21 protein-coding genes are annotated in these 24,512 nt (G+C 74.2%); 11 read left to right on the plus strand and 10 right to left on the minus strand.

Translation table 11 applies throughout. The annotated features are described in order from the left end of the window. Positions 1-20 precede the first annotated feature (20 nt). Genes KBX06_RS15975 through KBX06_RS15995 form a run of 5 tightly spaced genes read right to left on the minus strand, consistent with a single transcriptional unit; the run spans position 21 to position 5,251 of the window. Positions 21-1,331, minus strand: coding sequence for a DUF58 domain-containing protein (locus KBX06_RS15975; protein WP_210835514.1), 1,311 nt, complete (start codon positions 1,329-1,331; stop codon positions 21-23). Continuing rightward, a complete protein-coding gene (locus tag KBX06_RS15980) occupies positions 1,328-2,320 on the minus strand; it encodes a MoxR family ATPase (RefSeq protein ID WP_210835516.1) in 993 nt (330 codons plus the stop codon). Before KBX06_RS15980 ends, KBX06_RS15975 begins: the two co-directional genes overlap by 4 nt. Next, complete coding sequence (locus KBX06_RS15985) at positions 2,317-3,849, minus strand: DUF4350 domain-containing protein (RefSeq protein ID WP_247685976.1); 1,533 nt, start codon at positions 3,847-3,849, stop codon at positions 2,317-2,319. Before KBX06_RS15985 ends, KBX06_RS15980 begins: the two co-directional genes overlap by 4 nt. Then, positions 3,846-4,412, minus strand: a complete 567-nt coding sequence (locus tag KBX06_RS15990; RefSeq protein ID WP_210835518.1) for a DUF4129 domain-containing protein — start codon at positions 4,410-4,412, stop codon at positions 3,846-3,848. The genes KBX06_RS15985 and KBX06_RS15990 overlap by 4 nt, the downstream gene beginning before the upstream one ends. Next, positions 4,409-5,251 (minus strand): hypothetical protein, encoded by an 843-nt coding sequence (locus KBX06_RS15995; RefSeq protein WP_210835519.1) that lies wholly within the window; start codon positions 5,249-5,251, stop codon positions 4,409-4,411. The genes KBX06_RS15990 and KBX06_RS15995 overlap by 4 nt, the downstream gene beginning before the upstream one ends. A gap of 199 nt (positions 5,252-5,450) precedes the next feature. On the opposite strand from KBX06_RS15995, the gene mtrA reads away from it, so the two are divergent. The 5 genes from mtrA to hpf all read left to right on the plus strand — a co-directional run bounded on the left by mtrA (position 5,451) and on the right by hpf (position 11,351). Continuing rightward, complete coding sequence (gene mtrA / locus KBX06_RS16000) at positions 5,451-6,140, plus strand: MtrAB system response regulator MtrA (RefSeq protein WP_210835520.1); 690 nt, start codon at positions 5,451-5,453, stop codon at positions 6,138-6,140. Positions 6,141-6,152: 12 nt separating this feature from the next. Further along, positions 6,153-7,970, plus strand: a complete 1,818-nt coding sequence (gene mtrB, locus KBX06_RS16005; protein WP_210835521.1) for an MtrAB system histidine kinase MtrB — start codon at positions 6,153-6,155, stop codon at positions 7,968-7,970. After that, positions 7,967-9,763: an LpqB family beta-propeller domain-containing protein gene (locus KBX06_RS16010; RefSeq protein ID WP_210835522.1), complete on the plus strand. Its 1,797-nt coding sequence runs from the start codon at positions 7,967-7,969 to the stop codon at positions 9,761-9,763. The genes mtrB and KBX06_RS16010 overlap by 4 nt, the downstream gene beginning before the upstream one ends. 5 nt (positions 9,764-9,768) lie before the next feature. Next, the gene (locus tag KBX06_RS16015; RefSeq protein ID WP_210835524.1) at positions 9,769-10,470 is read left to right on the plus strand and encodes a ComF family protein; all 702 of its coding nucleotides are present in this window, start codon (positions 9,769-9,771) and stop codon (positions 10,468-10,470) included. Positions 10,471-10,718: 248 nt separating this feature from the next. Then, complete coding sequence (gene hpf, locus KBX06_RS16020) at positions 10,719-11,351, plus strand: ribosome hibernation-promoting factor, HPF/YfiA family (protein ID WP_210835526.1); 633 nt, start codon at positions 10,719-10,721, stop codon at positions 11,349-11,351. A 13-nt stretch (positions 11,352-11,364) separates the two neighbouring features. Here hpf and KBX06_RS16025 read toward each other — a convergent pair whose 3' ends face one another. Beyond that, a complete protein-coding gene (locus KBX06_RS16025; RefSeq protein WP_210835528.1) occupies positions 11,365-12,474 on the minus strand; it encodes a GNAT family N-acetyltransferase in 1,110 nt (369 codons plus the stop codon). Next, entirely contained in the window at positions 12,471-13,634 is a 1,164-nt protein-coding gene (locus KBX06_RS16030) for a GNAT family N-acetyltransferase (RefSeq protein WP_247685977.1), read from the minus strand. The genes KBX06_RS16025 and KBX06_RS16030 overlap by 4 nt, the downstream gene beginning before the upstream one ends. A gap of 160 nt (positions 13,635-13,794) precedes the next feature. On the opposite strand from KBX06_RS16030, the gene secA reads away from it, so the two are divergent. Next, the gene (gene secA / locus KBX06_RS16035) at positions 13,795-16,698 is read left to right on the plus strand and encodes a preprotein translocase subunit SecA (RefSeq protein WP_210835530.1); all 2,904 of its coding nucleotides are present in this window, start codon (positions 13,795-13,797) and stop codon (positions 16,696-16,698) included. Between the two features lie 76 nt (positions 16,699-16,774). Here secA and KBX06_RS16040 read toward each other — a convergent pair whose 3' ends face one another. Both KBX06_RS16040 and KBX06_RS16045 read right to left on the minus strand, forming a co-directional pair. After that, entirely contained in the window at positions 16,775-17,371 is a 597-nt protein-coding gene (locus tag KBX06_RS16040) for an Rv3235 family protein (protein ID WP_210835531.1), read from the minus strand. A gap of 104 nt (positions 17,372-17,475) precedes the next feature. Further along, positions 17,476-17,703, minus strand: a complete 228-nt coding sequence (locus KBX06_RS16045; RefSeq protein ID WP_210835532.1) for a helix-turn-helix domain-containing protein — start codon at positions 17,701-17,703, stop codon at positions 17,476-17,478. Between the two features lie 213 nt (positions 17,704-17,916). On the opposite strand from KBX06_RS16045, the gene KBX06_RS16050 reads away from it, so the two are divergent. Further along, positions 17,917-18,423, plus strand: coding sequence for a hypothetical protein (locus KBX06_RS16050; RefSeq protein ID WP_210835533.1), 507 nt, complete (start codon positions 17,917-17,919; stop codon positions 18,421-18,423). Positions 18,424-18,524: 101 nt separating this feature from the next. Here KBX06_RS16050 and KBX06_RS16055 read toward each other — a convergent pair whose 3' ends face one another. Continuing rightward, the gene (locus KBX06_RS16055; RefSeq protein ID WP_210835534.1) at positions 18,525-19,583 is read right to left on the minus strand and encodes a hypothetical protein; all 1,059 of its coding nucleotides are present in this window, start codon (positions 19,581-19,583) and stop codon (positions 18,525-18,527) included. Positions 19,584-19,937: 354 nt separating this feature from the next. Here KBX06_RS16055 and pruA point away from each other — a divergent pair, with 354 nt between their 5' ends. The 4 genes from pruA to prfB all read left to right on the plus strand — a co-directional run bounded on the left by pruA (position 19,938) and on the right by prfB (position 24,440). Then, complete coding sequence (gene pruA, locus KBX06_RS16060; protein ID WP_210835538.1) at positions 19,938-21,566, plus strand: L-glutamate gamma-semialdehyde dehydrogenase; 1,629 nt, start codon at positions 19,938-19,940, stop codon at positions 21,564-21,566. Positions 21,567-21,663: 97 nt separating this feature from the next. Next, positions 21,664-22,467 (plus strand): tryptophan 2,3-dioxygenase, encoded by an 804-nt coding sequence (locus tag KBX06_RS16065; RefSeq protein ID WP_210835539.1) that lies wholly within the window; start codon positions 21,664-21,666, stop codon positions 22,465-22,467. 206 nt (positions 22,468-22,673) lie between these two features. Next, positions 22,674-23,189: a PadR family transcriptional regulator gene (locus KBX06_RS16070; RefSeq protein WP_210835540.1), complete on the plus strand. Its 516-nt coding sequence runs from the start codon at positions 22,674-22,676 to the stop codon at positions 23,187-23,189. Between the two features lie 129 nt (positions 23,190-23,318). Further along, complete coding sequence (prfB, locus tag KBX06_RS16075; RefSeq protein ID WP_210835541.1) at positions 23,319-24,440, plus strand: peptide chain release factor 2; 1,122 nt, start codon at positions 23,319-23,321, stop codon at positions 24,438-24,440. The last annotated feature ends 72 nt before the right edge of the window (positions 24,441-24,512 follow it).

Consider the following 24,512-nt stretch of genomic DNA (forward strand, 5'->3'; position numbering starts at 1 on the left):
GGTGGGGTGGATGGGGTGGGTCAGAGTTGGGCCAGGGACTTCAGGCGGAGGTAGGTGTCGGCCAGGGTGGGGGCCAGGCGGCCCGCCGGGGCGTCCACGACCGTCACGCCGTGGCGGGCCAGGGCGGTGCGGACGCGGTCGCGTTCGGCCAGGGCCCGCCAGGCGGCCGCCGCGGCGTAGGCGTCCGCCGGGCGCTGCGGGACGGTGGTGGTGAGGGCGGTCAGCACCGGGTCGTGCGTCGCCGCGATCACCACCCGGTGCCGGGCGGCCAGCCGGGGGAGCACGGGCAGCAGCCCCTCGCCAAGGGCGCCCGCCTCCAGCGCGGTGAAGAGCACCACCAGGCTGCGCTGGCGCTGCCGGCGCAGCAGCTCGCCGGCGATCAGGTCGAAGTCCGTCTCCGCCAACGTCGGCTGGAGCGGAGCGAGGGCGTGCACCACGCGCGGGAGCAGGGCCGGCCCGCCGGTGCCGGTGACCGTGGCCCGGACCGCCGTGTCCGCGGCGAGCACGTCGACCCGGTCGCCGGCGCGGGCGGCGAGGGCGGTCAGCAGCAGCGCGGCGTCGATCGCGGTGTCCAGCCGGGGCTCGTCGCCGACCCGCACCGCCGAGGTCCGCCCGGTGTCCAGCACGCACAGCAGCCGGCGGTCGCGCTCCGGCCGCCACGTACGCACCAGCACGTCGGCCCGGCGCGCGCTCGCCCGCCAGTCGATCGAGCGGACGTCGTCGCCGACCACGTACTCGCGGAGGGTGTCGAACTCGGTGCCGTGGCCCCGCCCGCGGCTGACCTGGGTGCCGTCGATGACCCGCAGCCGGGACAACTTCTCGGGCAGGTGCCGGCGGGAGTCGAAGCGGGGCAGCACGCGCACCGTCCACGGCGGCGTGGCCGGCCGGCCGGCGCGTTGCCGGAACCCGAGCCCCAGCGGCCCGAACGAGCGCACCGTCAGCGCGACCGCCGGCCGGTCGCCCCGCCGCAGCGGGGTGAGCCGGCTGGGCAGCGCCACGGCTGCGCCCGGCTCGACGCGTACCAGCCGCGACGGGGGCACGTCGGGGCGGGCACCGGCGGAGGGCACCCAGGCGTCGCGGACCTTGGCCCGCAGCGTACGGCCGGAGGGGTTGTGCAGCAGCAGCGCGACGGTGGCGGTGCCGCCGAGCCGGACCGCGCGGTCGCCCTGCCGGGTGGCCGTGAGCGCGCCCGGCGGCGCGGCCAGCACCCGGTCGAGCAGCACCAGCAGCAGCACCGCCCCGGTCATCACCAGCAGCCCGGCGAACGGCGCCGGCCAGGCCGGCAGGGTCAGCGCGCCGACCGCCAGCAGGAGCGCCGCCCGCCAGGTCATCGCGGCGTCGGCACGGTGGCCAGCACCGTGTCCAGCACCGCGTCCACGCCGACGCCCTCCAGCTCCACCTCGGGACGCAGCCGCAGCCGGTGCCGCAGCGTCGGCCGGGCGACCGCCTTCACGTCGTCCGGTACGACGTGGTCGCGGCCGGCCAGCCAGGCCCACGCCTTGGCCGTGTTGAGCAGCGCGGTGGCACCCCGGGGCGAGGCGCCCAGCTCCAGCGCCGGAGTGTTGCGGGTGGCCCGGCAGAGGTCGACCAGGTACCCGAAGAGCGGCTCGGCCACGTGCACCCGGCCGACCGCGGCCCGGGCCGCCGCCAGGTCGGCCGCGTCGGCCACCGGCCGTACGCCGGCAGCGGTCAGGTCGCGTGGGTCGAAGCCGGCGTGGTGCGCGCGGAGCACCCCCAGCTCCTCGTCCCGGTTGGGCAGCGGCACGGTGAGCTTGAGCAGGAACCGGTCGAGCTGCGCCTCCGGCAGTGGGTAGGTGCCCTCGTACTCGATGGGGTTCTGGGTGGCGGCGACGATGAACGGGTCGGGCAGCGGCCGCCGTTCGCCCTCCACCGAGACCTGCCGCTCCTCCATGACCTCCAGCAGCGCCGACTGGGTCTTCGGCGGCGTCCGGTTGATCTCGTCGGCGAGCAGCAGGTTGGTGAAGACCGGCCCCTCGCGGAAGGTGAAGGCGGCGGTGTGCGGGTCGAAGATCAGCGACCCGGTGACGTCGCCCGGCATCAGGTCCGGGGTGAACTGCACCCGCTTCGACCCCAGGTCGAGGGCGGTGGCCACGGTGCGGATCAGCAGGGTCTTGGCCACGCCCGGCACGCCCTCCAGCAGCACGTGCCCGCGGCAGAGCAGAGCGATCACCAGGCCGGTGACGACCGCGTCCTGCCCGACGACCGCCTTGGCGACCTCGGCGCGCAGCCGGTGCAGGGCGGCGCGGGGATCGACGGGCTCGATGGTCGACGGCTCGGCGGTGCCGGCGGGTCGGGTCACCGGGGGTCTCCTTCGGCTCGGTGCGGATGCGGTCCGGCGGGCGGGGGCGGCCCCTCGGCGGGCGGTGCGGCGGCCGGGGGCGGCCCCTGGAACGGCACCGCGGCCGTGGGCGGGGCTCCGGCGGGCGGGTACGGTCCGGCGGCGGCGTGCGGGGCGACGGCGCGGGTCAGCCGGTCCAGCGCGCGGGCCAGGTCCAGCAGTTCCCGATCGGTCTCGGGCGCGGCGCCGTGCAGCACCTCGTCGGCCCACCGGGGGGCGTCGCCGGTGCGCTCGGCGATCGCGGCGGCCACGTCGGCCGGCGGCGCGGTCGGCGGCAGGTGCAGCCGGGACTTCAGCCGGTCGAGGGCGGCGGCCCGCAGCGTCCGCGCGGCCGCGTCCCGGGCGCCGGCCTTCTCGTACAGGCGGGCCCGGCCGAGCACCGTCTCGGCCGAGCGGACCATCACCGGCAGCGGCTCCGGGGCCGGCGGGCCGAGCCGACGGGCCCGCCAGAGCGCGGCCAGCAGGGCGGCCACGGCGAGCTGGGCGAGCAACGCCCACAGCCAGCCGGGGAAGGCGGACCAGAGCGGGTTCGGCGGGTCGGGCCGGTCGGCCCGCGAATCGTCCCCGGTGCCCTCGCTGTCGCTGTCGCCGTCGGAGTTCCCGCCGGGGCCGCCGGGACCATCGTCGCCGGTGCCGTCGCCGTCGCCCGGTCCGCCGACTCCGGTGGAGCCGCCCGGCGTGGGCGACCAGGCCGGGCGGCCGGTGCTGCCCTCGCCGAAGACCGGCGGGGGTTCGGGGCCGTCCAGGTCGAGCCACACCACCCGACCGGGCCCGCCGAGCAGCGCGGTGGCGAACGCCCGGTTGTCCCACTCGTCGATCCGCTCGTTGCGGAACGGATCGCTGGCGCCCACCACCACCATGCCGTCGGAGGGCCGGGGGAGCAGGGCGAGCCCGTCGCCGAAGCAGAACCGGACGGCCGAGGATCCGCCCGGGGCGACCGCGTAGCGTTGCAGCCCGACCGCCGCCCGCCCGAGCTGGCGCAGCTCGGGCAACGGGCAGGGCAGGTCCCGCGCGTCCGGCCCCACCGCCTGCGCGGCCCACCGGCGGCCGGCCGGTTCCACCGGTAGCCGGACCGCCTCCAGCACCCGGCGCGGCGGGTCCACCAGCACCAGCCTGGTGGTCGGGGGCAGCGAGCCCAGGGCGCCGACCGTGTCCGGGTGCAGCAGCGCCGGCGCGGGCACGAAGAGCGTGGCCGCCCCGCCGCGGACGGCCAGCAGCGCCCGCAGCGGGTCCGTCTCCCGCTGCACGGTGACGCCCCGCCCGCGCAGCGCGTCGGCGAGCCGGCTGCCGCCGTCGTCTCCGGTCGCGACCGGGGAGAGGAACCCCCGCTCGTCGGGGTCGGGCTGGTCGACCGCGTGGGTGACCAGGGTGGTGCTCAGCAGCAGCGCGGCCAGGCCCAGCGGGATCAGCAGCCGGTGGCGGCGGCGTCGACGCCGGGGAGCGGCGTCGGCCCGTCCGGCCGGTGGGGCGGCGGTGGCGTGTGCGCTCATGCTGGGGGCCCGTCCTCGGGTCGGCCGGTCAGCACCCGGTCCAGCTCGGCGGCGTGCTCCCGCATCCGGTGGTCGTGCTCGGCCGAGGCGGGGCGCTGGCCGTACCAGAGCTCGGAGAAGATCGCCCCGGCGGCGCCGAGCGGCGGGCCGATCCGCGGGCTGGTGTCCGTCGCGGCCCGCACCAGCTCGACGACCGTCATCCCGGGCTGCGGCTGCACCACGCGGTGGGCGGCCAGCTCCCGGACCATCGCCCGCAGCCGTTCCCGGACGGCCTCGGCGTACCGGCCCTCGGCGGCGAGCCGGTCCGCGAGGCAGACGTACGCGGCGGCCGGCAGCTCCGGCTCGCGGGGCGCGGGGACGACCGGCTGCGTGGCCGCCGGCGGCGACGGCCCGCGGCGGCGTCGGCGCAGCCGGGGCAGCCGCCGGGGGACCCAGGACGGGAACGTGTACCAGCCGGCCGCGACCAGCACCGCGGCGAGCACCAGCAGCAGCGCGACCAGGGGCAGCGGCACCCGGTCGCCGAGCGCCGCGGTGGTCTCGGTCCACCACCGGCTGAAGCTCATCGCCCGGCCGCCAGCAGGACCGCCTCGGGCGTGCCCGTCCGGGCCCGGGAGAGCCGGATGTCCAGTCCCTCGGTACGCATCCGGGTCTCCAGGTGCAGCACCGCGTCCAGGCAGGCCAGCGCCGGGTAGGCGACGCTGTTCACACCCGCCCAGACGGCCAGCGACAGCCAGCCGGCCCAGGCCCGGTCGACGAGGTCGAACGACTCCAGCCCGAGGTAGACGCCGATGCCGAGGCCCAGGCGGACGATCCACCACACCAGGTAGCCGAGCAGCCGGATCCAGCCGGCCCGGCCGGCGCCCCGGACGGCCAGGGCGGCCGAGCGCAGCGGGGCCCGCAGCGGGTGCACCCGGTCCACGACCAGCGCCGGCGCGACGGCGCCGAGCAGGGCGAAGCCGACGATCCACGCCGGCCCGAACAGCGCGAGCCCGCACATCACCGCGCCGACCAGGACGGCCAGCAGCAGGGTGGCGCCCCAGCGCGCGCCGGCCGGCCGGAGCAGCTCCCGGGGGCCGACCGCGCGGTCGAACAGCGCGGCCCCGGCGGCGCGGGCGGCCGGGTTGCCCAGCAGCAGGACGACCACCGCCTCGGTGGCCGCCCCCACCGCCAGCAGCAGCCAGTACGCCCCGAACCGCCCGAACTCCAGGAACCAGACGGGTGGCGCCGTGCCGGCGGCGAGGCGCAGCGGGTACAGCAGGAGCTGCTCGGCCACGGCCAGCGCGAGGGCGGCCGGCACCAGCACCCGGGCCTGGCCGCGCAGCAGCAGGACCGCGGAGTCCAGCAGCTCGCCGACCGTGAGGGGGCGGCGCGGGAGCACGGCGGTCGGGCCGGCGTCGGGCACGCGTACTCCTGGGGAGGGACGGCGGTGGCGCCTGACGGCGCACGCGGGGATCATGGTGACACGCCCGTTCCGATCGGGTGGACCCGCACGTCGGGGCGGCGACGCCGGGCACCTGCTGCTGGGCGGCGACGTCCCACGGCAGTAGCGTGCCGGGTGACGGGGATCCCACCGAACTGAAGGGGATGGAAACATTAACCCCATGAGAGCCCGGGTACTGGTGGTCGACGACGACCCCGCGCTTGCCGAGATGCTCGGCATCGTGCTGCGCAGCGAGGGGTTCCTGCCCTCCTTCGTCGCCGACGGCGAGCGGGCGCTGGCCGCGTTCCGCGAGAACCGCCCCGACATCGTCCTGCTCGACCTCATGCTTCCCGGCATGAGCGGCATCGACGTGGCGCGGTCGATCCGGGCCGAGTCGGGTGTGCCGATCGTCATGCTCACCGCCAAGAGCGACACCGTCGACGTGGTCCTCGGCCTGGAGTCCGGGGCCGACGACTACGTGGTCAAGCCGTTCAAGCCCAAGGAGCTGGTCGCCCGGATGCGGGCGCGGCTGCGCCGCGGCGAGGACGTCGCCCCGGAGATGCTGACCATCGGGCCGCCCGGCAACCAGATCACCATCGACGTGCCTGCGCACACCGTCAGCCGCGACGGCGAGGAGGTGAAGCTCACGCCGCTGGAGTTCGACCTGCTGGTCGCGCTCGCCCGTAAGCCGCGCCAGGTCTTCACCCGCGAGGTGCTGCTGGAGCAGGTCTGGGGCTACCGGCACGCGGCGGACACGCGGCTGGTCAACGTGCACGTGCAGCGGCTGCGGGCCAAGATCGAGCCCGATCCGGAGCGGCCGGAAATCATCCTCACCGTGCGAGGCGTGGGCTACAAGGCGGGCACCGGATAGCCTGGTCACACTGTGGCCACCTCCCCCATCCCGGACCCCCCGACGGCAGCTCCGCGCCGGCACGTCGCCGCGCGGGAGCTGTGGCGTGGCGTGCACGGCCGGTCCGCCCACCTGCTCGCCGGCCTGCACCAGGCCTGGCGGCGGTCGCTCCAGCTGCGGGTGGTGACCATCACACTGGTCGCGTCCAGCCTGCTGGTGGGCGGTTTCGCCTACCTGATCGCCGACAAGATCACCGGAATCCTGGTGGAGAACGTCGAGACCGACGTGCGGGTGCGGCTGGGCAGCGGCGCGGACTACGCGGCTAAGCAGTTCGGCCTCTACAACCAGCCGCAGGAGACGCAGCTCCAGGAGACCATCGAGGGCACGGTCAACTACCTGGCCGGCGGTGACCCGCAGCAGACCACCGGCGTGATCGTGGCGCTGGTCGCCGACAACCACGCCGACGCCATCCAGCCCCGCTCCTCGCCCGCGGTCAACGTCCGCCCGCTGATCAGCCCGGAGCTGCGCGAGACCGTCGCCGGGGGGAAGGTCGCCAGCCAGATCCGCACCGGCCGCCTCGGCGAGGAGCGCACGAAATACCTGGTCTACGGCTCGCCCGTGCCCACGAAGTTCGGTCAGGTGGAGCTCTACTACCTCGTGCCGCTGGCCCGGCAGGACGCCACGGCCGCCGACGTCCGGGACACGGTGGCCGCCACCGGGGCGGCCCTGGTGCTGCTGCTCGGCCTGCTCGCCGGCCTGGTCACCCGGCTGGTGGTGACCCCGGTGCGGGTCGCCGCCCGTACGGCCCAGCGGCTCTCCGCCGGCCTGCTCGACCAGCGCATGGTGGTCAACGGCGAGGACGACCTCGCCCTGCTCGCCGCGTCGTTCAACCAGATGGCGACCAACCTGCAACGGCAGATCCTGCGGCTGGAGGAGATGTCCCGGCTGCAACGCCGCTTCACCTCCGACGTCTCGCACGAGCTGCGCACCCCGCTGACCACGGTCCGGATGGCCGCCGACCTGATCTTCGCGGAGCGCGACGAGTTCGACCCGGCGGTGGCGCGCAGCGCCGAGTTGCTCCAGGCCGAGCTGGACCGGTTCGAGGAGCTGTTGACCGACCTGCTGGAGATCAGCCGCTTCGACGCCGGCTTCGCCATGCTCGACTCCGAGCCGACCGACCTGGTGCCGGTCGTACACCGGGTGGCCGACCGGCTGGCCGGCCTCGCGGAGCGCGTCGGGGTGGACATCGAGCTGGACGTCCCCGGCACCCCGGTGATCGCCGAGGTGGACCCCCGGCGGGTGGAGCGGGTGCTGCGCAACCTGGTCGGCAACGCCGTCGAGCACGGCGAGGCCAAGCCGGTGCTGATCACGCTCGCGGTGGACGACACGGCGGTGGCGATCACCGTCCGCGACCACGGGGTGGGGCTCAAGCCGGGCGAGGAGAAGCTGGTGTTCAACCGCTTCTGGCGGGCCGATCCGTCCCGGGCCCGGCAGACCGGCGGCACCGGGCTGGGCCTGTCGATCAGCCTGGAGGACGCCCGGCTGCACGGCGGCTGGCTGGAGGCCTGGGGCGCGCCCGGGCAGGGCGCCCAGTTCCGGCTCACCCTGCCGTCGCGGGCCGGTGACCGCTTGACCACCTCGCCGCTGCGGCTGGTCCCGGCCGACGCCGCGCTGCCCTTCGGCGGGCCCCGGGCGGGCGGGCTGCTGGCCATCGGCCCCGGCGCCGACGGCGCGCTCGCGATCGGTCCGGGCGCCGACGGCGCGCTCGCGATCGGTCCGGGCGCCGACGGCGCGCTGGCCGTCGGTCCGGGGCGGCCGGGCAACGGCGGGCACGCGGAGGTGGGATCGTGAGGCGTCGGCTGATCGCCGGGCTGCTCGGCGGCGCGCTGCTGCTGGGCGGCGCGGCCGGTTGCGGCATCCCGGAGAACACCGGGGTCCAGGTGAAGGGGCCGGGGCCGGCGGTGGAGGCGGGCTCGACCAGCGGCAGCCGGGGCGAGCCCCCGAGCCGGAGCGCGAGCGGCACCGACGCCGAGCAGTTCGTCGAGAACTTCCTCTCCGCCGCGGCCGGCGAGCCGGACCGGGCCTACCAACGCGTCCGGCAGTTCCTCGCGCCGAGCGACCGCGACCGCCTCCAGGTGAAGCAGGGCAGCGAGGTCACGCTGGCAGTCGTCCGGCTCACCGAGGAGCCGGTCATCGTCTACGCCCCGGACCGCACCGAGGTCACCCTCAAGGTGCAGCAGGTCGGGCAGCTGCGCACGGACGGCACGCTGGCCCCGCCGGAAACGAGCACCACGACCTACACCTTCGAGCTGCGCAGCCAGGCCGGGCGGGAGGGCCTCACGGACGGCGGTCTGTACGTGGCGAACCCGCCGACCGCGCTGCTGCTCAGCGTCGAGGCGCTGGAGACGTACTACCAGAGCCGGACGATCTACTTCTGGAACAACGACCGCAGCCGGCTCGTCCCCGACCAGCGCTACCTGCCCCTCGCCGTGCCGGACGAGCGACGGGTCAGCGAGGTCGTCAAGTGGTTGACCGCCGGCCCCTCGGCCTGGCTCGGCACGGCCGTACGCCGGCTGCCGGACGGCACCCGCCTGATCAACAACGCCACCCGGACGGACGGCCGCTGGGAGGTCGACCTGGAGATGCCGGAGGACAAGGTCCGGCTGGAGCAGCTCGGCACCCAGCTCGCCTGGTCGCTGCCGGACCTCGACGGGCCGCTCGACATCAAGATCCGCAATCAGTCCCAGGAGTTCATCCCCGACCTGGAGCGGCGCCGCCTGGAACGCCCGGTGCACCAGCTCCCGGAGAGCTTCCAGCGGTTCTGCGTCTACGAGGGTGCCGTGCACCCGCTGGCCTACACCGGTGAGCCGAGCGGCCCGGTGCCCGTGGACGCCAAGGCGAACCGGAACGTCGTCTCGGCCGGGCTCAGCCGCGCCGACAACCGGATCCTGGCGGCGCTGGTGGTCAGCGACGCCGACCGCCAGTGGCTCTCGGTCGGCACCGGCACCGATCAGGTGACCACGTTCACCCGTAGTGCCAAGGGCTACGCCGCCATGAGCCGACCCGTCTGGCTGCGCTCGACGTACCGGGGACAGTCGGCCGGGCTGGTGGTCGCCGACGGAAGCCTGTACCGCTTCGACACGCAGGCACAGCTCACCGCCGTGTCGCTGGGCGTACCCGGCCCGGTGACGGCGGTGGCGGCCTCGCTGGACGGCCACCGGATCGCCGTCATCGCCGGGGGCACGCTCTACGTCGCGGCCCTCAGCCCCGACGGTGCGGGGGGCACCCCGGGCCCGGCCCGTCGGCTGCACACCCGGCTGACCAGCCTGTCGGCCGTCGACTGGTACGGCGAGAACACCCTGGTCCTCGCGGGCGCGGTCGGTCGCCCGGCGGTCTACGAGGTCAGCGTGGACGGCGCCCGGGAGAGCCGGCTGGAGGACAAGATCGGCGCCCGGGTGACACACCTCGCCGCGTACCCGGCGAACGCCGTGGGCCGCCTCGGCGCCGCGATGTACGAGGCGAACGGGGTCGCGTACCGCAGCGGCCCGTTCGAGCGGATCCAGCCGGAGCAGGTGCAGGAGGTCACGCCGCCGTCGGCCGGGGCGCGTGCCGGCAACCCGACCGCCCCCTTCTTCCTCTACTGATCTCCGTGCGGGACCTCGGCGGGCTCTGGGCGGACCTCACCGACCTGGTGCTGCCCGTGGAGTGCGCCGGCTGCCGGGAACGCCGGCCGGGGCTGCGGCACGGCGTCTGCCCGGGGTGCGTGGCGGCGCTCGGCGCGCTGCGCCCCCGGGCCGTACGCCCCACTCCCGCCCCGCCCGGCCTGCCGCCCTGCGTCGCCCTCGGCCCGTACGGCGGCCCGCTGCGGGAGGCGCTGCTGGCGTACAAGGACCACGGCCGGCACGGGCTGGCCCGGCCGCTGGGGGCGCTGCTCGCCGAGGTCGTGGCGGCCGGGGTGGGCGAGGTCCGCCCGGTGACGCTGGTGCCGGTGCCGGACACCGCGGCGGCGGCCCGCGCCCGCTTCGGCGACCACCTCGGCCGGCTGACCCGGCACTGTGCGGACCGGCTGCGCCGGGCGGGCTGGCCGGTGCGGGTGCGCCGCCCCCTGCGGGCCCTGCCCCGCCCCGACTCGGTGACGTTGGACAGCGCCGGCCGGGCGGCGGCGGCGGAGTCGGCCTTCCGGGTCCGCCCGCGGTCACCGTCCGCGCCCGGCGGGGCGGTGGTGGTGCTCGACGACATCCTCACCACCGGGGCCACCCTCGCCGCGGTGGGGCGGGTGCTCGGCGCGAGCGGGCTGTCACCGACGGTCGCCGCGGTGCTCGCCGCGACCGAGAAACGGCACCGGCCGTAGCGCTGCGTGTCTCCGTTTCACCCGATGGTGTATGGGCGGTGAAAAATTGTGGGCCGTCCTGGCGGCCGGGGGTGACTGTCGGGCGAATTGGAGTTAGCGTTTTCGTGTCGGGGGTAGGGCTCTTTCCATCCGCCCCCGGCGGCGAAAGGAGGCGTAGCCGCACTGACCGGTCGACGCCGAGTGGGACCTCCCCCGGGGGCGCGCGACCGGATGTTGGAACGAACGACCGTCCGAACTAGGGAGGTCACATGGACATCGTGGTCAAGGGCCGTAACGTCGAGGTGCCGGATCACTACCGGGTGCACGTGGCGGATAAACTCGCGAAGATCGAACGCTACGACCACAAACTTATCCGTGTCGATGTAGAGCTTTTCCATGAGCGCAATCCGCGCCAGGCGGACCACTGCCAGCGCGTCGAAATCACCTGCGTTTCCCGTGGCCCGGTGATCCGGGCGGAGGCCTGCACGAACGACTTCTACAGCGCGCTCGACGCGGCCATCGCCAAGCTGGACACCCGGCTGCGCCGGGCGGCCGACCGCCGCCGCGTCCACCGTGGTCGACACGCGCCGCTCTCCGTCGCCGCCGCCACCGCCGGTCTGCCGGTAGCCGGTCTCGACGCACCGCTGGGCGCGTCCCCCGACGGCGCCGGCACGGCCACCGCCGTGGCCGAACGGGTCGAGGAGGAGGAGCACGACCAGCCCTGGCACATCGCGCGGGAGAAGGTGCACCCCGCCGAGCCGATGACCGTCGACGACGCCCTGTTCCAGATGGAACTCGTCGGCCACGACTTCTACCTGTTCCAGGACAAGGAGTCCGGCCGCCCGAGCGTCGTCTACCGGCGGCACGCCTACGACTACGGGATCATCTCCCTCGCCCTCTGATCCTGCCGGGCCGTCAGCGGAGTTCGTCGGGGAGCAGCCCGAAGACCAGGTCGTCGAGGCGGGTGCCGGACAGCCCCGGCAGCCGCCCGCGCAGCAGGCCCTCCCGGCGGAATCCCACCCGCTCCAGCACCCCGTGCGAGGCGGTGTTGTCGGGCACGGTGCCGGCGACCAGCCGGGCGAGCCCAGCCGGGCCGAACGCCCAGCCGGCCAGGAGCCGCACCGCCGCGGTGGCCAGTCCGCGTCCCCGCCGCTCGGGCAGGAGCGCGTAGCCGACCGACCCCTCACCGGCCTCCGGATCGGAGATGCTGAGCCCGCAACTGCCCGCCGGCTCGCCGGTGACCGCGTCGAGGATCAGCAGGCGGGCGATGGCGCCGGTGAGCCACGCGCTCTCGGCCAGCAGGCAGCGTCGCTCGATGGACGCCCGGGCCGGCGGCACCGGCGGGGCCTGGTTCGCCACCACCTCCGGAAGCGAGTGCAGGCGGAACATCAGGTCGACGTCGTCCGGGCCGAGCCGGCGCAGGGTCACCACGCCGTCGGTGAGCCGGCCCTCGGGCAGGTCCGGCAGCGGCCGGTGTGCGGGACCGGGCGGGTCGTCGGCGAGCCGTACCCACGCCAGCAGGTCCGCCCGGCCGCCGCCGCGCAGCTGGCCGGCCGCCCGGCGTACCCCCTCGTGGCGGAAGCCGGCGGCGAGCGCCACCCGCTGGCTGGCCGGGTTCTCGGCGTGGGTCAGCAGCTCCAGCCGGTGGAAGCCGTGCCGCAGCGCGGAGTCGGCCAGGGCCCGCGTCGCGGCGGTGGCGATCCCGCGCCGCCGGGCCCACGGCGCGACCCAGTAGCCCACCTCCGCCTGCCGCCGCGGCGTCACGACCTGGCCGATGCCCGCGCCGCCGGCCAGCCGGTCGGTGGTCGGGTCGGCGATGGCGTACGCGGCCCCGCCGGCGGCCCAGGCCGCCGGGGCTCCCTCGGCGATCCACCACCGGGCGTCGGCCTCGGTGTACGGCTGCGGCATGCCGGGGTTGAACCGCAGGTTGACCGGGTCGCCGCAGCCGGCGGCGAGGTCGGCGGCGTCGCCGGGGCGGAACTGCCGCAGCCGCACCCCGTCGGCCTCGATCACCTCCGGCGTCACGTCAGGTCTGCTGCGAGCAGCGCGCCGACCCAGACGTCCACCCGCTGGTCGCGGTGGGTGAGCCCGCCCCGGGCGATGCCCTCGACGGTGAAGCCGGCCTTCTCGGCGACCCGGCGGGAGGCGGTGTTGCCGACGTTGGCCCGCCACTCGATGCGGGCCAGGCCCAGCGTGGTGAAGCCCCAGGTGCCGAGCGCGGTCAGCGCGGCCGACAGGTGGCCCCGGCCCCGGGCCCGGGGGTCGGCCATGAAACCCACGTCGGCCAGCAGCGGGTCGGCGGCGGAGAGCCGCAGGTCGATCGTGCCGACGTACCGGTCGTCGGCGTCGGCGACCACGAAGCAGGCGCTGCTGCCGCCCGCCCAGGTGCCGCGGGTGTGGTGGAGGTACGACTCGGCGTCCGCCCGCTCGTACGGGTCGGGCACGCTGGTCCAGCGGATGGTCTCCGGGTCCCGGCAGGTGTCGACGATCGCGTCGAGGTCGTGCTCCTCCATCGGGCGCAGCCGCACCTCGGTGGCCCCGGTGGTGGCGAAGAGGACGGGCGGCGGTGCGCCGAAGACGGCGGCGCGACGGGCCTGGAGGGTGCCCGGGCCGGCCGGACCGGTCTCCCCGGGGGCGGGCACCTCGCCGGGGAGCAGCGAGCCGATCCAGCCCTCTGGGCTGCCGCCGGGGGCGGGGTCGGCGAGCCGCAGTCGGCCCTCGACGCGGAAACCCGCCCGGAACGCGACCAGGCGGGAGGCGTGGTTGCCCACCTCTGCCTGCCAGATCAGCCGGCGCAGCCGCAGCGAGGCGAAGGCCCAGCGGGCGACGGCCCGGGCGGCCCGGACGCTCACGCCCGCGCCCCGGGCCCAGGGCGCGGTCCAGTAGCCGATCTCGCCGGAGCGCAGGATGGGGTCGATCGAGACCAGCCCGCAGGAGCCGACCAGTTCGCCGGTTGCGGCGTCGCAGACCGCGAACGGTGCCGCGATGCCCGCCGCCCAGTCCGTCGTGGCCGCCTCGGTCACGAACCTGTGCGCGTGTTCGGGCAGGTATGGACGCGGTACGGTGGTCCAGCGCTGGATGTCCGGGTCTTGGCACGCCCGGTGCACCGCGTCGGCGTCGGTCGCCCGCCAGGGTCGCAGCAACAGACCGTCCTCGGTGATCTCGACAGGTTCCACCCGAGCCATCGTGCCGGACCGTTCGCGGACGGCGTAACCGGATTTCGGCCGGGCGGCGCGAGTCGGGCGTGTTATGTCGGTTTCGCCGGCTCGGAGGGCCGCCACCAGTGACCATCGCGCCGATGGAGCGCCTACGATGGTTCGAGACTGTCTAGGGGAGCGTTGATCCGTGTCGATTCTGGAAAAGGTCCTCCGCGCGGGCGAGGGCCGTATGGTGCGCCGGCTCAAGGCGATCGCCGCCGCCGTCAACTCGATCGAGGACGACTACGTCAACCTCACCGACGACGAGCTGCGCGGCATGACCGACCAGTTCAAGGAGCGGCTCGCCGACGGCGAGACCCTCGACGACCTGCTGCCGGAGGCGTTCGCGGTGTGCCGCGAGGCGGCCGCCCGGGTGCTCGGCCAGCGGCCCTACGACGTCCAGGTGATGGGCGGCGCGGCGCTGCACTTCGGCAACATCGCCGAGATGAAGACCGGTGAGGGCAAGACCCTGACCTCGGTGATGCCGGTCTACCTCAACGCGCTCTCCGGCAACGGCGTGCACGTCATCACCGTCAACGACTACCTGGCCCAGCGTGACGCCGCCTGGATGGGGCAGGTGCACGAGTTCCTCGGCCTCACCGTCGGGGTGGTGCTGCCCAACCGGCCGGCCACCGAGCACCGGGCCGCCTACGAGTGCGACATCACCTACGGCACCAACAACGAGTTCGGCTTCGACTACCTGCGCGACAACATGGCGTGGTCGAAGGACGAGCTGGTCCAGCGCGGGCACAACTTCGCCGTGGTCGACGAGGTCGACTCGATCCTGATCGACGAGGCCCGCACCCCGCTGATCATCTCCGGCCCGGCCGAGCACTCCGCCCGCTGGTACGGCGAGTTCGCGGGCGTGGTGGCCCGGCTCCAGCCCGGCAAGGACGGTGAGGGCGACTACGAGGTCGACCACGCCAAGCGCACCATCGCGGTCACCGAACGCGGCGTGGCCAAGGTCGAGGACCGGCTGGGCATCGACAACCTCTACGAGTCGGTCAACACCCCGCTGGTGGGCTACCTCAACAACGCCATCAAGGCCAAGGAGCTCTACAAGCGCGACAAGGACTACATCGTCAGCGACGGCGAGGTCCTGATCGTCGACGAGTTCACCGGCCGCATCCTGCACGGCCGCCGCTACAACGAGGGCATGCACCAGGCCATCGAGGCCAAGGAGGGGGTGGAGATCAAGCAGGAGAACCAGACCCTGGCCACCATCACCCTCCAGAACTACTTCCGCCTCTACGACAAGCTGTCCGGCATGACCGGTACCGCCCAGACCGAGGCGGGCGAGTTCAACAAGGTCTACAAGGTCGGCGTGGTGACGATCCCGACCCACCGGCCGATGGTCCGGCAGGACCGGCCGGACGTGATCTACAAGACCGAGAAGGCCAAGTTCAACGCCGTGGTGGAGGACATCGCCGAGCGGCACGCGATGGGTCAGCCGGTGCTCGTCGGCACCGTCTCGGTCGAGAATTCCGAGATCATCTCCCAGCTGCTGCGCCGGCGCGGCATCCCGCACTCCGTGCTGAACGCCAAGTTCCACGCCCGCGAGGCCGAGATCGTCGCCCAGGCCGGGCGCAAGGGCGCCGTCACCGTCGCGACGAACATGGCCGGTCGTGGCACCGACATCCTGCTCGGCGGCAACGCCGAGTTCCTCGCCGCCAACGAGCTGCACCAGCGCGGCCTCGACCCGGTCGAGCAGGAGGAGGAGTACGCCAAGGCGATGGAGGAGGTCCTGCCCCAGTGGAAGCAGGCCTGTGACGCCGAGGCGGAGGAGGTGGCCGCCGCCGGTGGCCTCTACGTGCTGGGCACCGAGCGGCACGAGTCCCGCCGTATCGACAACCAGCTGCGCGGCCGGTCGGGCCGGCAGGGTGACCCGGGCGAGTCCCGCTTCTACCTCTCCCTCCAGGACGAGCTGATGAAGCGCTTCCGCTCCGGCGCCGTCGAGGCGGTCATGGAGCGCTTCAACATCCCGGAGGACGTGCCCATCGAGTCGAAGATGGTCACCAAGCAGATCAAGAGCGCGCAGGCCCAGATCGAGGGCCAGAACGCCGAGATCCGCAAGAACGTCCTCAAGTACGACGAGGTCATGAACAAGCAGCGCCAGGTGATCTACGCCGAGCGGCTGCGGGTGCTCAACGGCGAGGACCTCTCCGACCAGGTCCGCAACATGATCGACGACGTCGTCGAGGCGTACGTGCGGGGGGCCACCTCCGACGGCTACGGCGAGGACTGGGACCTGGAGCAGCTCTGGGCCAGCCTCAAGCAGCTCTACCCGGTGGGCGTCACGATCGAGGGGCTGGAGGAGGAGGCGGGCGGCTCGCGGGCCGGCATCGACGCGGACTTCCTGCTCTCCCGCCTCAAGGATGACGCGCACGCCGCGTACGACCGGCGCGAGGAGAAGCTCGGCGAGGAGGGCACGCGCCAGTTGGAGCGGATGGTCCTGCTCCAGGTCATCGACCGCAAGTGGCGTGAGCACCTCTACGAGATGGACTACCTCCAGGAGGGCATCAGCCTGCGGGCGTACGCCCAGCGCGACCCGGTGGTGGAATACCAGCGCGAGGGCTTCGACATGTTCGCCACCATGATGGACGGCATCAAGGAGGAGACGGTCGGCTTCCTCTACAACCTCGAGGTCCAGGTCAACGAGCCGGAGCCCGAGGCCGAGGAGGTCCAGCTGCTCGACAAGCCGGTCGAGATCCGGGCCAAGGGCCTGGGCCGGGCGCCGCAGCAGCAGGGCCTGCAGTATTCCGCGCCGACCATCGACGGCGGCGCCGGCGCCGGCGCGGTGACCGTCGAGCGCGCGGAGCAACAGGCGCCGGCGTTGGGCGTCGGTGGCCCGGCCCCGGCCGCGCCGGGGACGACCGCCCCGGCGGCGCCGCAGCGCCCGGCTTCCGGCCCGCGCGTCCCGGCCGCCAACAACCGGCGGGCGGTGTCGGGGCAGGCCGAGGCCGGCAACGGCCCGTCCCGCAACGCGCCGTGCCCGTGCGGGTCCGGCCGGAAGTACAAGCGCTGCCACGGCGCCCCCAACGGCGGCGCGTGACCAGCAGTTGAGCGGGCCTGCGCCCGTCCGGAGCAGTCGAGCCGCGGTCGTTCGCCGACCGCGGCTCGCCCTCGTCTCAGAGGACCTGAAGCGCCGTGCAGAGCCAGCTGCCCCGGCGGTGCTCCAGGCGCAGCGCCATCGCCCAGCTGTGCCCGCCCGCCCCGGCGAGGACCGCGGCGACCTCGACGGCGGCGGCGCGCGGTTCGCAGACCCGCAGCCGACGCAGGTGTACGGCGGGCCGAGTCGACCGGCGGCGGACCGGAGCGGAGCGGGCGGTGGCGCGGGCCAGTTCGGGCAGCAGCCCGGCCGCCCGGGTCGGGTCGAGCAGCGGCCTGAGCTGCCCGGGCGGGCGGTAGCCGTTGAACACCTCCAGGCAGGTGCGGACGAAGCGTTGGGCGGCCCGGGTCGCCTCGGGGGTGGCGGTCACCAGGGCGTCCAGTGGCAGCGGTGCGGCGGTGTGACGGCCGGGACCGGTCGGCGTGGGCCGCTGCCGTCGGCCGGGCGGCCGGTCGGTCTCGCGTCGGGCCGGCTCGAAGAGGCCGAGCACGAGTTGGGCGTGGCCCGGAGCTGGCCAGTGGGCGGCGTCGTCGTCGGTGAACGGCGGCTCGAACGAGGGGGCGGGACGCAGCCGGACGGGAGGCCGTGCCGGCCCGGGACGGCGGGGGTCGGTCACCGTGAACCTCCCATGATTCCTGTGTTTGCCTTCGTTTGCCTTCGACAGGCTCCATTCTCGGGCACGGCAGAGCCTCCGGTCAATGCCTCTGCGGATCGGTACGGTTACTCGGGGTCGCGCTCGGCAAGGGGGTTGCTCCGCACCCACTCGGCCGTCTCGGCGTACTTGCGCTCGATGTACTCCTCCAGTCGGGCGCGCTCCACCCGCCACTGGCCGCGCCCGCCGATCTTGATCGCGGCCAGTTCGCCGCTGCGCACCATGTGGTAGACCTGCGAGTCCGACACGTTCAGCTCGGTGGCCACGTCGGAGAGCAACAGGAACCTCGGCTCCACGAGAACCCCCGGGGTTGACGTCGTTTGCTTCAGTTTGCCACCGACCACCGACGTGGCCCAGCCGGCGGGGCGCGACCTCCCGCGACACGCCACAAGGAAACACCGGCGGGACACGTCCGGCCGGTAGGTGCGCGATGTGCGAGGGTCCCGCATAGGGCATGATCGGCCGGGACCGGCGCAGGCCGGCGCGGAACCTGAGCGGGGAGACGACCGGTGACCGAGCAGCTTGTCCGGGTGTACGTGCCGGCGACCGTCCCGATGCTGACCCTACTGCGAGGCCCCGGGCTGCCGGTGGCCGCCGCGCACGCCGTGACCCCCGCGCTGCGGGAGTGGTACGCCGAGGGCGACGAGGAGGAGCTGGAGTACGTCGCCTTCACCCGGGCCGCCCAGGACGCGTTGCAGCTGCTCCGGGCCGACCCCGACGCGCCCCGCCGCCGGGTCGTCGTCTCGGTGGACCTGCCCGCCCCGGCGGTGGGCCGGGGCGACGGCGAGCTGGGCTCCAGCGCGGTCGAGCTGGGCGCTCCCGTGGCGGTGGGCGCGGTCGCGGCCGTCCACGTGGACGGCGCCGACGCGGTCGAGGACGTCTCCGCCGCGACGGAGGTGGTCACCGAGGCCCTGGCCGGCGACCCGGACGCGCAGTTCACGGTCGACGGTGCCGAGGACCACGAGCTGGAGTGGTACGACGTCACCGAGCTGGACCTGCTGCTCCGCGCCTCCTGACCGCCGCGGGTCGCCTGCGGCACCCGCCGACGGGGTGCCGGCCAGCGCCGGGCGACGCCCGTGCCGGCGGCGTGGGCGGTCGCCGGGGTCAGCCCGGAGGGTCAGCCGGCGGGGGCGGCCTCGACCGGCTCGTCGTCGTCGCCGTGGGCCGGCCCCAGGGTGCGGCCGAAGGCGATCACCGCGGTCAGGGCGCCGACGAAGAGCACCCAGATGGCGTTGTCGATCCGGGAGGTGCCAAGCGCGGTCTGGGCCACCGCGTCCGCCTCGCTCAGCGCCCCGGCCAGGTCGAGCAGGGACCGGCCGCCGATCCGGATGATCACCTCGGCGGCGAGCAGGAGCAGGCCCGAACCGGCGCCGGCCAGCAGGTAGGCCGGCCAGCGGGGCGCGGGCGCCGCCGCGTCGTGCCGGGCGGCCCGGCGGCGGGCCAGGGTCAGGTATGCGAAGGCCAGCAACCCGGCCACCAGGCCGGCGAGCAGGGACTCGGTGCGGGACACCCACTTGGCCGCGCTCAGCAGCGACTCCTGGGAGTCGCCGTCACCGAACAGGTCGAAGAGCGGGTCGCGGGCCCGACTGAAGGCCACCACGAAGATCAGCGTGCCCAGGGCGGCGGCCACCACGGCCCCGACCACGGGCCCGCTACGCGCGCCGGCGACGGCCCCGCCGATGGTCGCGGCGGCGGCGGTGGTGGCGGCGATCACGTTGGTGGTCGCGTTGTCGGCGTACGTCAGGTTGATCGCGAACGCGGCGGCGAGCCCGACGAGCAGGCCGGTGCCGATCGCCGCCAGGAAGCGCAGGGTGACCCGGTCGCTGCCCCGGCGGGCGAGCAGGTCGACGCCGAACAGGGCGAAGCCGGCGCCGGCGACCAGCGCGGCCGAGATCACCCCCGGCAGGGCGAACGCGGAGAGGCTGATGGCGGTGAGCCCGGCGGCCGCCGAGCTGATCACCTCGCGGGTCGACCAGAGCATCGCGGCCAGCCACCCGAGCGCCAGGAGCGCGAGCACCGCCGCCCCGGGCGCGAGCGCCGGAGCCGTGCCGTCGTGCGGGCCGGCCGAGCGCCCGCTCCCGGCCTCGGTCTCGCCGGTGGTGTCCGCCGCCTCGCCGGTGGCGCCGCCGGTGGTGTCCGGCTCCGCGGCTGCGGAGCCGCCGGGCTGCTTGGTCATCGTGTTCCCTCCGACGGACGCCCGGCCCCGGTCGGCCGGCAGTTCACCGGCCACCCAGCGTACGCGCCAACGGCCCCGTTCCCCGTCGCCCGCCCCGCGGCTCCCGAGCGGGGGCTCGGGTCACGAGCCCGCCGTTGCCGGAGGGGACAGCGACCCTGGTCGACGAAGCCGGGCACGGTGCGCCGGGCGGCGGCGACAGGGACGGGTGGGACGGCGGTGAACGTGGGGCGTGGGAGAATCGGGAAAGGTCCCGCTGCCGTGACCGGTGAACCCGGCGCGGCGTCGGCGCCGGTCGCCCGGCCGGTGCCCGCGGGGCCGGTTTCGCCACCGCTGTCGAGATCGCCAGGAGCCTTGATGGACGCTGTGTTCTCCGTGCCCGAGCCCCGCAACGAGCCGGTACGCAACTACGAGCCGGGCAGCGCCGACCGGGAACGGCTCCAGCGGCGGCTGACCGAGCTGGCCGCCGAGCGGATCGACCTGCCGATGACCATCGCCGGTGAGCAGCGGATGGCCGGCGGCGAGTCGATCGACGTGGTGCAGCCGCACAGGCACGCGCACGTGCTCGGCGTCACCGCCCACGCCACCCACGACGACGCCCGCGCCGCGGTCAAGGCCGCCAAGGACGCCGCCCCGATGTGGCGGGCCCTGCCGTTCGAGGAGCGGGCGGCGATCTTCCTGCGCGCCGCCGAGCTGCTCGCCGGCCCCTGGCGGGACACGCTGAACGCGGCCACCATGCTCGGCCAGTCGAAGACGGCGATCCAGGCCGAGATCGACGCGGCCTGCGAGTTCATCGACTTCCTCCGCTTCAACGTGCACTTCGCGCGGGAGTTGCTCGAGGCGCAGCCGATGTCGTCGCCGGGGGTGTGGAACCGTTTCGACCACCGCCCGCTCGAGGGCTTCGTCTACGCGGTCACCCCGTTCAACTTCACCGCCATCGCCGGCAACCTGCCCTCCGCGCCGGCCCTGCTGGGCAACACCGTGGTCTGGAAGCCGGGCCCCACCCAGCAGTTCGCCGCGCACTTCACCATGCGGCTGTTCGAGGCGGCCGGCCTGCCCCCCGGTGTGATCAACATGGTCACCGGGCGCGGCGAGGAGGTCTCCGACGTGGTGCTCGCCGACGCGGACCTGGCCGGCATCCACTTCACCGGCTCCACGAAGGTCTTCCAGCACCTGTGGCGGACCGTCGGCGAGAACATCTCCCGCTACCGTGGCTACCCCCGGCTGGTCGGCGAGACCGGGGGCAAGGACTTCGTGGTCGCGCACACCAGCGCCGACGTCGACGCCCTGCACACCGCCCTGATCCGCGGTGCCTTCGAGTACCAGGGCCAGAAGTGCTCGGCGGCGTCGCGGGCGTACGTCCCGCGTTCGCTGTGGGAGGGCGGGCTGCGCGACCGGCTGGCAGCCACCGCGGAGTCCCTCACCTACGGCGACGTCACCGACTTCGGCAACTTCGGCGGCGCGGTGATCGACGCCAGGGCCTTCGACCGGCACACGGCGGCGCTGGAGCTGATCGGCGGCGACGACGCGTGCCGGGTCCTCGCCGGCGGCACCGCCGACGACTCGGTGGGCTGGTTCGTCCGGCCGACGCTCTTCGAGTGCACGGACGCGGCACACGAGACGTTCACCACCGAGTACTTCGGGCCGATCCTCGGCGTGCACGTCTTCGACGACGGCCGCTTCGACGACGTGGTCGGCCAGGCCGAGTCGATCGCGCCGTACGCCCTGACCGGGTCGATCTTCGCGACGGACCGCCGGGTGGTCGACGCGGTGGCCGAGAAGATGCGGTACGCCGCCGGCAACTTCTACATCAACGACAAGCCGACCGGCGCGGTGGTCGGGCAGCAGCCCTTCGGCGGCGCCCGGGCCAGCGGCACCAACGACAAGGCCGGCTCCTGGCACAACCTCGTCCGGTGGATGTCCCCCCGGACGATCAAGGAGACCTTCGTCGCGCCGACCGACCACACGTACCCACACATGGGCTGAGGCGTAAGGAAGGGCCCCTTCTTAACGCCTCGTGTATAGGAAGGGTCCCTTCCTTGCCGGCGGGCGGGGGTGGGGCGACGGCGGTACCGTGGCCGCTGTGACCCACCCCACCCCCGCGCATGATCCCCACTTCGGCGAGCAGGGTGGCCTGCTCACGTACACCGACTACCTCCGGCTGGCCGACCTGCTGGCCGCCCAGGTGCCGGAGTCCGATCCGGCCTCCCATGACGAGCTGCTCTTCATCACCATCCACCAGGTCTACGAGCTGTGGTTCAAGCTGCTGCTCGCCGAGCTGACGGACGCCCGGGACCGGCTGCTCGCCGGCGAGACCTACCTGCCCCGCGTACGGCTGGAACGCTGCCACGTGGTGGAACGGGTCCTGATCGGTCAGGTCGACGTGATCGACACGATGACGCCGCAGGACTTCCTGGCCTTCCGCACCAAGCTCGCCCCGGCCTCGGGCTTCCAGTCCGCCCAGTTCCGGGAGATCGAGTTCCTCTCCGGCCTGAAGGACCCGGACTACCTGCGCCGCTTCCGGGGGCTGCCCGACGTGGAGCGGGAGCGGTTGGAACGGCGACTGGCCGAGCCGAGCCTCTGGGACGGCTTCCTGACCGTGCTGGGTAAGGCCGGCTTCGACGTCGCCGAGGAGGAGGCGCGCTTCGCTGCTTACGCCACGATCGCCGAGGACCGGGAGCGGTTCGGGCCGCTGTGGGACCTCGCGGAGGCGCTGGTCGCCCACGACCAGGCGTTCTCGCTGTGGCGGGCCCGGCACGTGCTGATGGCCGAGCGGCAGATCGGCACCAAGCCCGGCACCGGGGGCTCGGCCGGTGGGGCGTACCTGCGCTCGCGGGTGGAGACCCGGTTCTACCCGGAGCTGTGGGAGATGCGTAGCCGGCTGTGACCGGCCCGGCGGCCCGTCGTCCCGGCGGCCCGTCGTCCCGGCGGCCCGGGCATCCCCCGGGGTGGACCGTCCCGGTGCTCCCGGGGGGACCGTCCCCCGTCTCCCCGGCGGACTGTCTCGCGCCGACAGTGCACATAGGAACCCGACCGGGTGGCGAAAATGCCAAATCCTGGACGCCGCGTCGGCAAAGTGGCAGCGTAATGGGCATGGCGGATTCCGGAGTCAACCCCACGGCGGCGGCCCTGCTCGGGCTCCTCCACGAGGGCCCCATGACAGGTGGCCAGTTGATGGCCGCCGCCGAGCGCCGGCTGGCGCCGTACTGGTCGATGACGCGCAGTCAGGTCTACCGGGAGCTACCGGTGCTGGCCGAGCGTGGCCTGGTCCGGATGGGCAAGCCCGGCCCGCGCTCCAGCCAGCCGTACGCGATCACCGCAGCGGGAAAACGGACATTCACCCGTTGGCTGGCCGAGGAGCCGGGGCGGGACACCATCCGCAACCCGATCGCCCTGCGGATCGCCTTCGGCGAGCTGCACTCGGCCAGCCAGCTCAAGAACCTCCAGGCCGCGGCCAACGACTACCACACCGAGGCCCTGGCCAAGGTCCGGGAGCAGGTCAAGAACGCCAAGAAGGAGGGCGACGCGTACGACGCCAGCGCGCTGGAGTTCGCCGTCGCCTACCACAAGGCCGCCCTGTCCTGGCTGAAGAGCGCCCCGGTCGGCTGACGAGCTGGACCTTTTTGGCTCGTGACTGCGGGGCTCGGGAGCGTAGTCCTCGCACGAGCTGGACCTTTTTGGCTCGTGACTGCGGGGCTCGCAAGCTCACTCCTCGCATGAGCAGTACCCTTGTCTGTCGTGACCGCTGCCGATTACGCCGAACAACTCAAGAGCCTCGACGCCACCCTGCGCAACATCGAGGCGGTGCTCGACATCGACCGGCTGCGCGCGGACAAGGACCGCCTGGAGCAGGAGGCATCCGCGCCCGACCTGTGGGACGACCAGGCGAAGGCCCAGCAGGTGACCTCGCAGTTGTCGTACGTCAACGGCGAGATCAGCAAGCTGGGCAGCCTCCGCTCGGGGCTCGACGACGCCAAGGTGCTGCTGGAGTTGGCCGAGGCGGAGTCCGACCCGGGGGTGCTCGTCGAGGTCGAGACGGAGATCGCCGGGCTGGGCAAGGCCATCGAGGAGATGGAGGTCCGCACCCTGCTCTCCGGCGAGTACGACTCCCGGGAGGCGCTGGTCGCCATCCGGGCCGGCGCCGGCGGCGTGGACGCCGCGGACTTCGCCGAGATGCTGCTGCGGATGTACCTGCGCTGGGCGGAGCGGCACGGCTACCCGACGGAGGTCTACGAGACCTCCTACGCCGAGGAGGCGGGCCTGAAGTCGGCCACCTTCACGGTCAAGGTGCCCTACGCCTACGGCACACTCAGCGTCGAGTCGGGCACCCACCGGCTGGTGCGCATCAGCCCCTTCGACAACCAGGGTCGCCGGCAGACCAGCTTCGCCGGCGTCGAGGTGTTGCCGGTGGTCGAGCAGACCGACAGCATCGAGATCCCCGAGAACGAGATGCGGGTCGACGTCTACCGTTCGTCGGGGCCGGGCGGGCAGAGCGTCAACACCACCGACTCGGCCGTGCGGCTCACGCACATCCCGACCGGCATCGTGGTCACCTGCCAGAACGAGAAGTCCCAGCTGCAGAACAAGGCGTCCGCGCTGCGGGTGCTCCAGGCCCGCCTGCTGGAGCGCAAGCGCCAGGAGGAGCAGGCCAAGCTCCAGGGCCTGAAGACGGACGCCGCCGGCTCGTGGGGCGACCAGATGCGCTCGTACGTCCTGCACCCGTACCAGATGGTGAAGGATCTCCGAACCGAGCAGGAGACGGGCAACCCGACCGCCGTCTTCGACGGCGACCTGGACAAGTTCCTGGAGGCGGGCATCCGGTGGCGCAAGCAGCAGCAGCTCGCCGGCGACGCTGCGTGATCGACCGTGGGCGGAGCGCGTCGTCGATCTCTCCGGTACGCCCGAATTGGATGACGCGACTCGCAACGGCGG

It is taken from the genome of Micromonospora sp. C31 (assembly GCF_018070575.1).
In the GTDB taxonomy this organism is placed as follows: Bacteria; Actinomycetota; Actinomycetes; order Mycobacteriales; family Micromonosporaceae; genus Micromonospora.